General features: G+C 36.8%; 12 protein-coding genes and 1 pseudogene. All 13 read right to left on the bottom strand.

The window, feature by feature from the left end:
• Positions 1-68: 68 nt before the first annotated feature.
• Positions 69-221 (bottom strand): annotated as a pseudogene (locus ABD814_RS06855) (ATP-binding cassette domain-containing protein); the annotation flags it as partial.
• Positions 222-254: 33 nt separating this feature from the next.
• A complete protein-coding gene (locus ABD814_RS06860; RefSeq protein ID WP_344911618.1) occupies positions 255-875 on the bottom strand; it encodes a TetR/AcrR family transcriptional regulator in 621 nt (206 codons plus the stop codon).
• Between the two features lie 197 nt (positions 876-1072).
• Positions 1073-2170, bottom strand: a complete 1098-nt coding sequence (spoVE, locus tag ABD814_RS06865) for a stage V sporulation protein E (protein ID WP_344911620.1) — start codon at positions 2168-2170, stop codon at positions 1073-1075.
• Positions 2171-2217: 47 nt separating this feature from the next.
• Positions 2218-3564: a UDP-N-acetylmuramoyl-L-alanine--D-glutamate ligase gene (murD, locus tag ABD814_RS06870; RefSeq protein ID WP_344911622.1), complete on the bottom strand. Its 1347-nt coding sequence runs from the start codon at positions 3562-3564 to the stop codon at positions 2218-2220.
• Positions 3565-4548 carry a phospho-N-acetylmuramoyl-pentapeptide-transferase gene (gene mraY / locus ABD814_RS06875; RefSeq protein WP_344911624.1) on the bottom strand — a complete coding sequence of 328 codons (984 nt, stop codon included), beginning with the start codon at positions 4546-4548 and terminating at the stop codon, positions 3565-3567.
• Positions 4549-4611: 63 nt separating this feature from the next.
• Complete coding sequence (locus ABD814_RS06880) at positions 4612-5958, bottom strand: UDP-N-acetylmuramoyl-tripeptide--D-alanyl-D-alanine ligase (protein ID WP_344911626.1); 1347 nt, start codon at positions 5956-5958, stop codon at positions 4612-4614.
• Positions 5959-5981: 23 nt separating this feature from the next.
• Positions 5982-7448 carry a UDP-N-acetylmuramoyl-L-alanyl-D-glutamate--2,6-diaminopimelate ligase gene (locus ABD814_RS06885; RefSeq protein WP_344911628.1) on the bottom strand — a complete coding sequence of 489 codons (1467 nt, stop codon included), beginning with the start codon at positions 7446-7448 and terminating at the stop codon, positions 5982-5984.
• 144 nt (positions 7449-7592) lie between these two features.
• Entirely contained in the window at positions 7593-9512 is a 1920-nt protein-coding gene (locus tag ABD814_RS06890) for a stage V sporulation protein D (protein ID WP_344911630.1), read from the bottom strand.
• A gap of 94 nt (positions 9513-9606) precedes the next feature.
• Positions 9607-11754, bottom strand: a complete 2148-nt coding sequence (locus ABD814_RS06895) for a penicillin-binding transpeptidase domain-containing protein (RefSeq protein WP_344911632.1) — start codon at positions 11752-11754, stop codon at positions 9607-9609.
• Between the two features lie 15 nt (positions 11755-11769).
• Positions 11770-12153, bottom strand: a complete 384-nt coding sequence (gene ftsL, locus ABD814_RS06900; protein WP_344911634.1) for a cell division protein FtsL — start codon at positions 12151-12153, stop codon at positions 11770-11772.
• A complete protein-coding gene (rsmH, locus tag ABD814_RS06905) occupies positions 12150-13127 on the bottom strand; it encodes a 16S rRNA (cytosine(1402)-N(4))-methyltransferase RsmH (RefSeq protein WP_344911636.1) in 978 nt (325 codons plus the stop codon). The genes ftsL and rsmH overlap by 4 nt, the downstream gene beginning before the upstream one ends.
• A gap of 20 nt (positions 13128-13147) precedes the next feature.
• Positions 13148-13579 carry a division/cell wall cluster transcriptional repressor MraZ gene (gene mraZ, locus ABD814_RS06910; RefSeq protein ID WP_344911638.1) on the bottom strand — a complete coding sequence of 144 codons (432 nt, stop codon included), beginning with the start codon at positions 13577-13579 and terminating at the stop codon, positions 13148-13150.
• A gap of 163 nt (positions 13580-13742) precedes the next feature.
• The gene (locus ABD814_RS06915; RefSeq protein ID WP_344911641.1) at positions 13743-14123 is read right to left on the bottom strand and encodes a DUF3397 domain-containing protein; all 381 of its coding nucleotides are present in this window, start codon (positions 14121-14123) and stop codon (positions 13743-13745) included.
• Between the last annotated feature and the right edge of the window lie 358 nt (positions 14124-14481).

Here is a 14481-nt window from a genome sequence, read left to right on the forward strand (position 1 = left end):
CTGGCATTCACTTTTGGCAATTTAATGGGCAAATCACCTATAAAAAATCAAGTTATGAATAATGCAGGGTTAAGTAATGTTGTCTTTCCAGAACCTGATGGACCTAGAATTGAAACAAACTCACTTTCTCTGAATTCTAATGATATACCTTTTAATACTTTAATCGAGCTATTGCCTGTTTTGTAAGACTTGTCAATATTGACTAATTGTAATTTTCCCAAAAGATTTGCCCCTTACTATTTTCTATTTTGAATCTAATCTGTCTTTTTTAATAACCCGTGCTTAAGCATGTTCAATTCAACTTGATAATTGTGACACGCTTCTTCAACTGTCAATTGTTGTGCAAATGCATGAATGATATTTTGAAAAGTAACAGCAGTTAAAATTTTGAATACATGCTCTAGCTCTTTTTCTGATTCAACGGCTAATGGACCTTTTTTAATCCACTTAGCAATGTTTTTCACCTCTGTCCCAAAATCATCATCTTTAAGATTTCGGGTAAAAGCTTGTTCCATCTTATGATTCATGTTCAAGAATGCATTGCGAAAAAAATGATATTGGTTACCATTGACCAACTCGCTGATCATCCGTTTAAACATAAATAAAAATGAAGCGAATAAATCACCATTTGAAAGCTCCAGCTGGTCTGTAAAATATCGTTTGTTCTCATCTCCATATAACGACAATAAGAACAAAAAAGCATCTTCTTTATCGTAAAAATATTGATAAAAACTGCCGCGTGGTATTTGAGCGAGTTTTACAATATTAGCTACCGAAGCATCATGAACAGAGGCACGTGAGAACTCTTCTTTCAATGCTGCAATTAACGTCTCTTTTTTCTGGTCATCTAAATTAAAAAATGTTTGTTTTGGCACTAGTAGTCCTCCCAAATAACACCAAAGTGACACAGTGTCATTTATGCATAATTTGAGTATAATTCACAGCTATTAACAAGTCAATTAATACGCTAATTAATAAAAATAGCGTGACGGGTCAAATATAATTGTTCATGAAAAAACCAACTGATCAGATTCAACAGTTGGTTGGATTTAAAGCTTGGATTTGTGATAAATTAATAATGTGCAGAACGGCTTACATTTATCACAATCCCCATCGCTGCTAGAGTTAAAGTCAATGAAGACCCACCGTAACTTAAGAATGGTAATGTGATACCTGTTACGGGAATTAAGCCAATTACAACACTAATATTAATGATTACCTGCAAGCTAATTTGGATCACAATTCCTATTGCAAGTAGTGAGCCAAATTTATCAGGTGCATTCAAACCGATCTGCACACCTTTCCACAATAAATAAAAAAACAAACCTAAAATAATCGTTGCTCCAATAAAGCCTAATTCCTCAGCAACAATTGAGAAGATAAAGTCGTTATGAGGCTCAGGTAAATAAAAATATTTTTGCAAACTATTGCCGTAACCTAAACCAAATAACCCACCTGGTCCGATTGCATATAACGACTGAATAATCTGAAAACCATTGCCTAACGGATCATTCCATGGGTTTATAAATGCAGTCACTCGGTTAATTCGATAAGGAGCAGAGGCAATTAAACCCGTTAAACCAGCCAGCCCTAGTACAGCCAAGAATACAAAGTGCTTAATTTGTGCACCTGAAATAAACAATAAAGTAAAACACGAGCCCACAAGAATCAAGCCTGTCCCTAAATCAGGCTGTAACATGATTAATCCAAAGCAAAAAAAGACTAACAACAGCATTGGGCCAAACCCTTTTTTAAAATAAACAATTTCCTTTTGTCGTTCAGCCACACGATCAGCTAAAAAGATCAACAGTCCTAATTTAATAAATTCTGCTGGTTGAATGCTAAATGCACCAACGCCGATCCAACTTCTCGCCCCACCTCGTACAAGTCCAACACCAGGAATTAAGACGAGTGCTAATAGAATGATACAAATAATTAAAATATGATTCGCATAGTTTCGCCAAGTGTGATATGGGATTCGACTAACGATAAACATCGCAATCAACCCAACTGCTGCAAAGAGCAATTGTCTTTTGCCAAAATAAAGTGGGTCTTCAAATCGATAACTTGCCCAAATACTCGATGCACTGTAAACCATCAAAATTCCGATCGAGACGAGCAAGTAAATAACGACTATTAATTTCCAATCTGCATATTGGTGTTTTCTCATGCATTCACTTCCTAATTCCAGCAGGTCACTTTACCTGCATGTCCTTATTAGAGTGTATGCACGAGCTCAACAAACATGTCGCCACGTTCTTCAAAAGTTTTAAATTGATCCCAACTTGCACAAGCTGGTGATAATAAAATAACATCCCCTGGTGCTGATGCTTCAAAAGCTGCGTAAACCATTTCTTCGAGGGTTTCAGCCTGCTTAATTTGCTTGATCCCTGACTTTTTGCCAGCCTCAGCTAATTTACTAGCAGTTTCACCATAGAGATACATCCCCTTAACATTACTCAAAAATGGGATTAACTCATCAAAGTCATTCCCACGATCAAGTCCTCCTGCAATTAATAATGTCGGTTGCTTGAATGAGCTTAACGCTTTCGAGCTCGCCAGAATATTTGTTGCTTTTGAATCATTATAAAACTGCCGTCCTTGTTTTTCTAAAACGAATTGTAGCCGATGCTCAACACCTGTAAATGTTGTTAAGGTCTGTTCAATTCCAGCTTTATTGGCACCAACTAGCATTGATGCACCAATACTAGCCAGAGCATTTTCTAAATTGTGCTCACCAACTAAACGAATTTTATCGAGATCAATCATATGTTGCTCTTTAAAATAAACAGATCGATCATCTATCCAAATTCCATGAGGTTGCTTATGCTTCAAACTAAATGGAAGCCGTTGTGCTTTAGATGACTGAATTAACTCAACAACACGATCATCATCAGCATTATAAACGAGAAAATCCTCTTCTGTTTGTTGAGCAAATATTTTTGCCTTTGCTGCTTGATAATGATTAAAGTCACCATGGTAATCTAAATGTGCTTCAAATAAATTAAGTAAAACAGCTACTTTCGGTTGAAATTGGTCAACACCCATTAATTGAAATGATGAAAGCTCCAAAACTAATGTTTCATCCACGTTTAGCTGTTCGGCAACCTCAACGGCTACTGTTCCAATATTTCCAGCGATTTTCGGCTTCTGTTGACTGCGCTTAAGCATGTCATTGATCAGCATTGTTGTCGTTGTTTTCCCGTTTGAACCTGTTATCCCAACGATTGGTTGATTGGTTAAATAGTTGAGCAACTCAATTTCTGTCCATACTGGGAGCGATTGATCTAAAGCATGCTTAACAAGCTCATTATGATAAGGAATCCCTGGACTTTTAATTACCAAATCTACCCCAGTTAATAAAGATAAAGGGTGTGCTCCAACAATAATCTGGACACCTTTTGTTGTTAATTCAATTAATCCAGGATCATTTGCATCTGCCTTAAAGTCATTTGCAATCACGTCGATCCCGTTACGCAATAATACATGGCAAGTCGCAAGTCCACTTTTCGCTAAACCTAAAACCAATACACGCTTAAAAGGGAAATTATTTAATTGATTCATTTATAACCACACCTCTAAGTAAAGTCCTAGTGCTGCTAGAATAAAACCTGTCAGCCAAAACGTCATAACAACTTTCCATTCTGACCAGCCTTTCAACTCAAAATGATGGTGCAATGGACTCATTAAGAATATGCGTTTACCACGTGTTTTAAATGATACGACTTGAATCATAACTGACAATGTTTCTGCAACAAATACCCCGCCGATAATGACGAGTAAGATTTCTAACTGTAAAATAATCGCGATTGCGGCCAGTGCACCACCCAAAGCAAGCGAGCCAGTATCTCCCATGAACACTTTAGCAGGATGTGCATTAAACATTAAAAAGCCAAGTAATGCTCCAACTGTTGCCAACGCAAAAACAGCTACTTCAAATTGAGGAACAACAGAAGCTGCTAAAACACCAAATGCTCCAAATGCAATCACTGCATTCCCTGATACTAAGCCATCGAGGCCATCTGTCAAGTTGACTGCATTTGATGTACCGACCATCATAAAGACGACTAAAATTGGATATAAGAACCCAAGTTCCAATTCAAAATCCGTTCCTGGAAACGTCAATGCAGTTGAAATATCTTGCGTTCTTAAAATGAGATAAAATAAAATCGCAATCGTAAACTGGCCAAATAATTTTTGTTTTGACGTTAAGCCTAAATTTCTTTTTAGAACGATGATAATAAAATCATCAATAAAGCCAATTAAACCATAGCCGAGTAAAACGAGTAGAACTAAGCCCGTTTCGACCGTAAATGGATTACCAAGGTAATGTGATATTACAAATAATGCTGTCACAACAATGCTCAAAATAATAATCAAACCACCCATTGTAGGTGTGCCCGATTTTTTTTGATGGGATTTTGGACCTTCTTCACGAATACTTTGACCGAATTTCAATCGCTTCAAAAATGGGATAAAGATTGGTGATACAAGGACGGTGATTAGAAATGCAATCCCGATTGTAATTAATAAAAAGTTTTCATTCATCATTTGTTCCTCCTAAATTAGCTATAAACCGCCCGATTCATCGATTTTATTTCAGTAAAAATTTCAAACATTTGAAAGTGCATCGATAACTTGTTCTAGCTTCATTCCTCTTGATGCTTTAAATAAGATAACTGTTCCTTTATTTAACTTTAACTCTAGTTGTTTGAGTAAAGCTTCTTTCGTGGTAAAGTGTCTTGCTGGAACAGACGTTGCTTGACTAATCTGTTCAGCTGCCTCGCCAATTGTATAGACAAAATCAATCTCAGATGAAATCGATTCTCCAACTTCTTGATGATAACGAAGAGATTGTCTACCTAATTCAAACATATCACCCAAAACGACAATTTTCTCTTGGTAGCCGTCCAGTTGAGCTAACGTTTCAATTGTTGCTTTCATCGACGTTGGTGACGCATTATAAGCATCGTTAATTAATGTGACACCGTTTGCCTGCACTTGTTTCTCAAAACGCATTTGTGTCATTTCAATCGTCTTTAATCCTGCTTGAATTTGGTCAGTTGATAATCCAAGTTGTTGACCAACTACAATACTATATACAGCATTTTTTGCTTGATGCTTTCCAATCAATGGTACAGTGTAATTATACGCTTGATCTGCTAGTTTAAATCGTGTTTCGCTATTTAAAATCTGACAATCATTAATAAAATAATCATTTGATTGGTCAAAGCCAACTGAGATTGTTTCAAATGGATACTCACTCACTAATAGGGATTCATCACCATCATAGATTAACAGACTATCTGTTTTAAAATGAGTGGTAATTTCTAATTTAGCTTTTGCAATCCCTGTTCTAGAGCCGAGATGCTCGATATGAGATTCACCAATATTCGTAATAATCGCTAGATCTGGTTGAGCAATTTCAACTAAGCGTTCAATTTCACCAAAATGATTCATCCCCATTTCAAGGACGATCACTTCTGTTGTTTCAGGCATCGTTAAAATTGTTAATGGTAAGCCAATGTGATTATTGAAATTACCTTCCGTACAGTGTGTCTGGTAACCAACACTAGTAACAGCATAAACGAGATCTTTCGTTGTTGTCTTCCCATTTGACCCTGTAATTGCGACTACTTTGGGATTAACAAAATGCAAGTACACATGCGCAAGCTCTTGCAATCCAATTAACGGATCAGCAACTTTAATTAACGGGAACTCTTTCCCCACCGTTGTCGGTCGTGGATAGTCATGATGCCAAAGCGCAGCGATTGCACCTTGCTCAATAGCTTTTTCAATAAAATGATGCCCATCAAAGTTGTCTCCTTTTAATGGGACAAATAATTTGTTGCTTAAATCAGTACGTGTATCTGTTCCAACTCCAACAATTTGATTAACCGATTGCCAATCACCATCAATTTGCTGAAACGTCTGTTCAATTAGCTTTTTAATTGGCATCTATTTCAACCCCTATTTTATACTTATTTATTTAAAATTGCTTGATTTGCAACTTGATAATCATCAAATGGAAATGTCTCTTTTCCAATGATTTGTGTTGTTTCATGACCTTTACCTGCGATTAAAATAATATCATCTTTTTTTGCCAACTGAACCGCATAAGCAATCGCCTTCGCCCGATCAACTTCTACTGTATAACGATCCGTCGTTATCCCTTGCTCCATATCTGCAATAATTGCCCGCGGATCTTCTGTTCTTGGATTGTCAGATGTTAATATCGTATAATCGGCATATTTTTCACCCATTTTTGCCATCAGCGGGCGCTTTGTACGGTCGCGATCACCGCCACAGCCAACAACTAAATAAACTTGATTTTTTGCAAATGAACGAATTGTTGTCAGTACATTTTCTAATGAATCAGGTGTATGGGCAAAATCAATAATCACACCAAAATCATGATCACCTTTGACTGTTTCAAACCGACCTGGGATACCTTTTGACTGTCCAAGTGCTGCTGTAATTGTTTCCAAAGTAACATCTGATAAATAAGCTGTAGCAATCGCAGCAAGCATATTATAGATATTAAATTTACCGATCAACGGTGTCTTAATCTCAATTTGTTGATTGAATGCGACTAAAGTAAATTCTGTACCATTCGCAGTCAGTTTAATGTTCTTTGCCGTGAAATTCGCAGCTTGATCAATTCCATACGTGATGACACGTTGGCTCGTCGCCCGCTTGAAGTCATTCGCATAATGATCATCCTGATTAATCACTGCATACTTTGGCTTGCTAGGATCATAACTGTTGCCTAAGTGACTAAACAAACGCAATTTAGCTGTTAAATAATCAGCCATTGTTTCATGGAAGTCTAAATGATCTTGACTAAGATTTGTATAAACAGCAATATCGAAGTCACAACCATTGACGCGCCCCAACTCAAGTGCATGTGAAGAAACTTCCATCATACAGTGATCGATCTTCTCATCGACCATCTTGCGAAAACTTTTTTGTAAAAGTGATGCTTCTGGTGTCGTATTTGCTAATGGAAATACTTGCTCACCAATTTTCATTTGAATTGTTCCAATTAAAGCCGTTGTTTCTTTCTGATAATTAAAGATCTCATCGAGTAAATAAGTAACTGAAGTTTTTCCATTTGTACCTGTTACACCAATTAAGTGAAGGCCATTTGATGGAAAATCATAAAAGTAATTAGCTAGAAAACTTAACGTTTGCTCGGTATCTTCAACATATAGCACTGGAACATCATTTCTGTCTAATTTTTTTGATGCAACAATCGCAACAGCACCATTTTCAATCGCTTGATCAACAAAATCATGCCCATCAACAGTATAGCCACTAATGCAGACAAACAAGTCAGAGGCTGTCACTTTTCTAGAATCAACCTGAATGCCTTTAATCTTTGGATTTTGCTCGAATCTGGGAGCATTTAATAACAAATAATTAGCAATTTCATTTAAGGTTTTCATTATAAATCCCTACTTTTTTATAGTTTTGATCATCAAAAAAAAGTCGACACTCTGATGAAGTGTCGATCACATAAAACGTGAATAAACACACCGTAAACATTATAACAAATTAATGTTAAACTGGCACGATTATTCATGATTATATTACTCACCAAACAACAAGCGAATCGTTTCTCCCATCGGCACTTTAGTCCCAGCTTCAGGTGCTTGTTCAATTATTTTATCCCCGGTTCCTACAGATTCAATTGAAAGTTGGGTTAAATCATTCATTAAATCACGTTTAGTTAAACCTATTAAATCAGGTACCTCAACTAATGGTTGCTCTGGCCAGCGATATTCTTTCTCTAATCCGTCTTTGCGTCTTTCCACGCCCATCGCTTGCAAGCTATCATCAATTATATTGCCAACAATTGGAGCAGCAACAGTCCCACCAAATTGGACAGTATTTTTCGGATTATCAATTGCAACATAGACGACAATTTCAGGATCATCTGCTGGAGCAAAACCAATAAAAGCTACAATATGATTATTCGTTAAATATCTGCCGTCACTTCCGACCTTCTGAGCCGTTCCTGTTTTTCCACCGACACGATATCCCTCAACATACGCATTCCGGCCTGTCCCAAGTGCAACAACACTTTCTAAAGCTTCACGGAGTTGGATCGAGGTTTGTTCTGAAATCACTTGTTGTTTAAATACGGGTTCGATCTGTTCGATCACTTCACCTGTCCGTGAATCAAGCCAACTGTCAACTACATATGGCTGATAGAGTTTTCCGCCATTAACAGCCGCTGAAACAGCCATCACTTGTTGGATCGGTGTGACCGAAACACCTTGTCCAAATGACGTGGTTCCAAGTTCTACTGGACCAACGTTTTCACGAGCGAACAAAATGCCACTTGCTTCGCCAGCAAGATCAACATTTGTTTTTTCACCAAAACCAAATGCATCAATATAATCAAAGAGCCGGTCAACACCTAAACGCTGACCTAAATCAACAAAGCCGGGGTTACATGAATGCTGAACAACCTCTAAATACGTTTGCGTCCCATGACCTCCATGCTTCCAGCAACGTAAGCGCGCACCACCGACTTCAATATAGCCCTTATCATGATAATGATCATTTTCTAAATCAACGACTTTTTCCTCTAGAGCAGCTGCCAGCGTAATGATCTTAAATGTTGACCCTGGCTCATAGGTACTCCAAATTGGGTAATTTCGATTATAGATTTCTGGATCAAACTTTTGATACTCGGACGGATGAAATGTCGGTCGTGAAGCCATCCCTAAAATTGCTCCAGTTTTCGGATTAACCGCAAGCGCCCATGCTCCATCTGGTTGATAGGTCGCTTCAGCAATATCAAGCTCTCGTTCCATAATTGTTTGCACATCGAGGTCAATCGTTAATTTCAAGTCATTCCCATCAACAGGTTCCTGGTACGTATCCGATAAATTAGGGAGTCGCCCACCTTTAGCATCTGAAAAAAAAGAAAGGCGACCTGGTGTCCCAGTCAATTTTTGATTATGAAATAACTCCAAACCAACTAATCCTTGATTATCAATGCCACTAAAACCTAAAACATGAGCTAACAAAGTATCATAAGGATAGTGACGCTTTGAATCCTCTGCTAAATACACACCAGCAAGATTTTGATTTTGAATCGCTTGTGCTTGCTGATCTGTTAGCTTTCTTCCTTCACTGAACCGAACAATGCTTGTGTTTTGTTCTAAATAACCTAGCATAACTGTTTCATCAATTTTTAATATATCTGCTAAAATTTTTGCTGTCTCTTGTTTATTTTCAACCTGTCGTGGTACAACCATCACAGTTGGAGCCGAAATATTATCGACTAAAACTTCGCCTTTATGATCAAGAATTTTCCCTCGTTCTGCCTCATACTTGACATCTCTAGTCCATGACATTTCAGCTTGTTCTGTTAAATCAGGTCCTTTAATAAATTGAACGTACATTAACCGGATTAAAATAACACTTAGGATTGACAGTGCAATAAAAAAAACAGTGACGATTCGTTTGCGAATTGTCATATGTGATACATGTTTCATTATTTAACGCCTCACTTTTCAAATAATGATTGATTGTATCTAAATATATGACAAGCTCTCTCGAATAGTACACCGTTTTATTTTTTGATTATATTTACTGGTCTTTTGAAAATTCGACAAATAAGTACCGACCGGATTCGATTGATTCCTTCGGCGGAATACTTTGTTGATTAGCAAAACCTGAACCAATCATTTCAAAGTCTAGATCTGCCAGCTGTGCAAATTCATTAACAGTTCTAACTGACCAGCCTGTTAGATCAGGCATTTTAGGTTGATCTGTCATTAAAATTAATTTTTGTGTCGATAAAACGTCCTTGCCTGACTCAATATTTGTAGCAACAATTTGATTGCCATCCCCAATGATCACTGGTTGAATACCGTAGCTCTCCAACTGAGTCAATAATTGATCTTTCGATACTTCCTGCCAATTAGGCATCTCAAATTTTTGTACGGTTGATTCCCGTTCTTTATCTGGTTGAATATTTAAATAATGCAAACCGTTTTCCATCACATGTTTAAATATATACGAAACTGGCGCTGAACCAGATTCTTGCTCACTTAATTTTGGTTTTTGAACCGTAATATACATAATTAATTTTGGATCATCACTTGGAGCCATCCCTAGAAAAGAGAAAATATAATTTTCGCGACCTTCTAGATAACCTGTTGCTCCACCAGAAATTTGCGCTGTCCCCGTTTTCCCTGCAACTGTATATGATCCTAAATTATAGATATTACGTCCTGTACCAACATTTGAGGTAATTACCGATTCCATGGCTTGTAAAACTTGATCGGCAGTCTCCTTAGATATCGGTTCTCCAACAACTTCGGGTTCCTTTTGTAAAATTACCTCATCCGTATTTGGATCAGTAATGCTTTTGATCACATAAGGTTTCATCATTTTCCCATCGTTTGCTAAAGCTGTTGCAGCCTTAACGAGTTGAATCGGCGTCATCGTCGAACCTTGACCAAATGAAGTTGTCAATTGTTCAATTGGATAACGATACAATAAAGTCCCTGCCTGTTCCCTAGGTAAATCAATCCCTGTTGGTTGATCGAAGTGAAAGGCTCTTAAATAATCTAAATAGCGATCGGGACCTAGCTTATCCCAGACGATTTTCGACATCGCAACGTTTGAAGATCGTTGAAATCCTTCTGCGTAAGTAATACTTCCCCACTTCTGACTCCAATCAGTTACTGGACGTTCAATTTGATCAATTTTATATGATCCCGATTTAAAGGTTTCATCTGGATTATAAAGACCTTCTTCAATAGCAGCAGCAATCGTAAAAGCTTTAACTGTTGAACCTGGTTCGATTGGTGTAGAGACGATATCATTGTACCAATTTTCTACGTCACCTAAATCATTTGGGTTATAAGAAGGTCTGTTACTCATCGCTAAGATCTCACCTGTTTTCGGATCAATAACAGTAGCTGTCATTCGTTCAGGTTGATAGATACTCTCAACATGTGACATCGCATCTTCAAGAATCGTTTGAATTTTTTGATCGATTGTCAACTTCACATTATAACCATCTTTTGCTTCAACAATCACTTCATTCGAATTCATTAATTTCGTATTATATTTATCACGTTGAAAAGAAATCGAACCTTTTTCACCACTTAAATACTCATCAAGTTGTGCTTCAATACCTGTAATACCTGTAATTTGATGGTCATCATTTGCTTGAGCCAGTCCGATGACTTGAGATGCAAAAATACCATTCGGATAGTATCTTTTGGCTTCCTCGATAAAATAAATACCTGGCAGTCCTAGCTCCTCAATTTCTTCCTTCTGTTCTCTCGTCAGTTGACTACCTTCTCTACCAAATTCAACTTGAAAGAGATCTTTTTCAACAGCTGATTGCAATATAGAAAAGACTTTACTTTGTTCCAATCCAATAATCGGCGCTAGTTCCTTAGCGGTTTTCTCCAAATCATTAACATGGTTAATTCGGGTTTGTGGGTTAGGCGAATAATCTTCATCAACAATCGCATACAATCGATAGATCGTTATATCTTGGGCAAGTTGCATGCCGTTTCGGTCGACAATTGAACCTCTACTGGCTGGAAGTTCACTGTAATTTGTTCGTTGACGCTTTGCCCATTCCTGTAAATCGACACCCTGAACTTCTCCAGTCACCTGGATAAAAGCAAAACGACCAATTAACACGAAAAACAGAATCATAAATAAGCCAAAACTAACAGTTAATTTCCAATCTCTTTTTTTTCGATCATTCATTTGTCAAATCCTCAATTACTCAACAAATGTAGTCGCTTGTTTGACTTGGGTGTTCTGAATATTTAAACCATTTTCCTTGGCAATCATTAAAATCCGTTCTGGACTACTATATTCCATTGCTTGATGGCTTAAGTTCTCATTAATCGTTTGCTGTTCTGCTATTTCTCGTTCTAATCGTTGAACATCTCGATTTAGGCTGTCGATATTTGCATTATAAGAAACCATAAAAATTAAGGCTAACGACATGCATGCTCCAAAAATACAAGCTAATATTTTCTCACCTAACGTAATCTTACGTGAATTGACTTTGATAACTTTCTTAGGTTGTGGTTGCTGATCCACACGTCTTGTTCGCTGTGGAGTTGATGTTTGATAATGTCTAGCTTCACTTACGTTCATGTTTTATGCCGCCCTTCTTGATAGAAAAATTGTTCATCCCATACTTTTACTTTTTCGACAATTCTTAATTTTGCTGATCGTGCCCGTCTATTTTGTTCAAGTTCTTCTGCAGCTGCTACAATTGGTTTTCTTGTAATCAGCTTGAATGGAGGCTGACTCGTTTCCGGAATAACCGGGAAATTCTTCGGTAATGGCGGGAGTGTACTCCATTTTTTAAATGCTTGTTTACATAACCTATCTTCTAGCGAGTGAAATGTGATCACCGCAATTCGACCACCAACAGCAACTTTTTCAGCAGCTTGGTGTAAGACATCATAAAATGCTTCTAACTCATCATTTACTGCAATGCGAATCGCTTGAAAAATTCGTTTTGCTGGATGACCACCTTTTCGCCGCGAGGCTGCAGGAATAGCATCTTTAATAATTTCTACTAATTCAAATGTTGTTTCAATAGGTCGCTCATTTCTAGTTAATTCTATTTTTCGAGCAATTTGCTTAGCAAATTTTTCTTCACCATATTTAAAGAAAATATGAACAAGTTCTTGAAAGCTCCATTCATTCACAACATGAAAGGCTGATAATTCTTGTGATTGATTCATACGCATATCAAGTTGAGCGTCATGTTGATAACTAAATCCACGTTCTTTCTGATCAAGTTGTGGTGAAGAAACCCCAAGATCAAAAAGAAAGCCATCAACTGCTTCTATTCCTTTTTCTGTTAAAACTTGATTCAAATGTCTAAAGTTTGAATGGACAAAGATTATTTTGTCTTGATAAGGTGATAAACGTTCTTTTGCCGCTTCAATTGCTTGTTCATCTTGATCAAACGCAATTAACCGACCTGTTGTTAATTGTTTTGCGATTTGTTCCGAATGACCACCAGCACCTAACGTTCCATCAACATAAATACCATCTGGCTTAATATTTAATCCGTCAATCGTTTCAGTCCGTAAAACACTCGTATGTTCAAACAAATGATCACCTTCCTCTCTGTTTAAAAATCAAATTCCATCATATTTTCAGTAATTTCAGTAAAGGTTGATTCTGATTCATCCATATACTCAGTCCAAATATCTTCTGCCCAAATCTCAACTCGATTGGACACACCTATGACCGCACAGGCTTTTTCAATCTGAGCGTATTTCCTTAATGGAGCTGGTAAATTAATGCGACCTTGCTTGTCAATTTCACATTCGGTAGCACCGGAGAAAAAGAATCGCGTAAAGGCGCGTGCATCTTTTTTAGTTAGTGGGAGTTTTTTTATCTTCTCTTCAAGGATGTGCCATTCTTCAAGTGGGTATACAAATAAACATTGGTCTAAGCCTCGCGTAACAACGAAGCTTTCACCTAACGAATCACGGAATTTGGCCGGCATGATCATCCGACCTTTTTCATCTGCATTATGTTTGTATTCTCCCATAAACATAATAATCGCCCACCTTTTTTTATAGTTTACCACAACCCCCCACTTCTCACCACTCTTTTTTGGATATTCTTTTGTAAAAATGTAAAATAGTACATATGTTCGTGTTTTACGAATTAAAAAAACCAGCATTTAACTGGTTTTGTTTTTTTTTGGCCCTAATTATTTAGTTAGTAAAAAGATAATAAATTGAAAAGCACGTTAAGATAAGATTGGCAATGAAAAAGAGTAAAAAGATAAATCTTAAATAAAGTTTAAGAATTCGTCTCATCTTAACATCACGAATCAGCTTCCATTGAAGTAAAATAAAACTAAATAATACGATTAACAGAAATATGACAAGCGGTCCGAATATATTAATTTTAAAAATCACATTAAAGATTGCAATCGTTGAAATTAGATGTACGACCGCCGTATATTCCATGCACTTATGAATCACTTTCTTTCGATGCTCAATGAAATAGTTTAATATAAAGTAAGTTAACATTGTCACAATAAAAGGAAATGTGACCAAAAAGGCAATTAGATAGGCAACTATTTTTGACATATGATCTCCTACATTCTCTTTATCCAACAAAATTTTTCATCATAAAAATCATAGCTTATGTTCATGTTTTCGTCAAAACATCTTTTTACCTAGATTATTCATAGCCCAATCATAAAACCTGAATAAACCGCATCAAATCAATTAAAAATAACCAATCAATCTTTCACTAATTAAGTGAAAAGGAGCCCGATCTTTGATATTGTATAAGTGATCAAACAAATACAATTCAAGAAGGGCTCCATAATGAAAAGTGTAATCGAAAAGTCACTTCATTTCAACAAAATGATCAAAGTTAATTTTGACGGCGGGAATTTAACCTCAGACTCAGGGCTATTATTGTACAAAGAGTTTGATGAAA

Source organism: Amphibacillus indicireducens, from assembly GCF_039539605.1.
GTDB lineage: Bacteria > Bacillota > Bacilli > Bacillales > Amphibacillaceae > Amphibacillus > Amphibacillus indicireducens.